Raw genomic sequence first — 590 nt, 5'->3', positions numbered from 1 at the left:
CCATACTATGCGATGGGTTTTGCCGCATTGGCCGGTTTGGTTGTCGGTGTGTTGTTGAACCGTCGTTAATGTGAATATGTTAAGGCCGTCTGAACAGGCGTGCACATGAAATCATGGATTTCATTGCGCCGTGCAGACGGCCTTAGCCTTATGTTTCCTAAGAAAAAAGGATAATCGAGATGGGAATTCGCCAGCGTTTTGAACATGGCAAGGCTTTGTTGAATCAGGGCGCGGATTTGCTGTTGCTGCGTTTGCAGGTATTGAGCTTGGATTTGACGCGTCAGGCGGAGAATGTGTTCCGTTTGGCGATTTGGCTGGTGTTGTCCGGCGCGCTGTTGATGGTGGGCTTGGTCGGTTTGCTGTTCGGATTGAACCGCGTGCTGACGGATGTTGCGGCTTTGTGGGTGTTTTTCGGCATTTTCTTCGTGAGTCTGCTGATTATTGCCGTATTGTTCCGCAAAGTATCGGCAGATTATCGGGAGCAGGGCAGTCGCGTGGCTGAGACCTTGCAGGATATTCGATCGGATATTGCGTATTTGCGCGGTGAGATAGACAAGGATGCGGATAATGAAGCAACAGGAGTATGAAGA

General features: G+C 50.2%; 1 protein-coding gene. It reads left to right on the top strand.

Annotation, left to right across the window (positions count from 1 at the left end; translation table 11 throughout):
• The first annotated feature begins 179 nt into the window (after positions 1-179).
• Positions 180-587 carry a phage holin family protein gene (locus tag ACTHUM_RS17795; RefSeq protein WP_440403662.1) on the top strand — a complete coding sequence of 136 codons (408 nt, stop codon included), beginning with the start codon at positions 180-182 and terminating at the stop codon, positions 585-587.
• The last annotated feature ends 3 nt before the right edge of the window (positions 588-590 follow it).

The organism is Neisseria sp. P0021.S006 (assembly GCF_051956895.1).
The sequence above is the reverse complement of the archived record's forward strand: the minus strand, read 5'-3'. Positions and strand labels throughout refer to the sequence as shown.

Excerpts from the sequence above, each read along its gene's own strand:
- ACTHUM_RS17795 (WP_440403662.1), top strand. The coding sequence starts at position 180 with ATGGGAATTCGCCAGCGTTTTGAACATGGCAAGGCTTTGTTGAATCAG.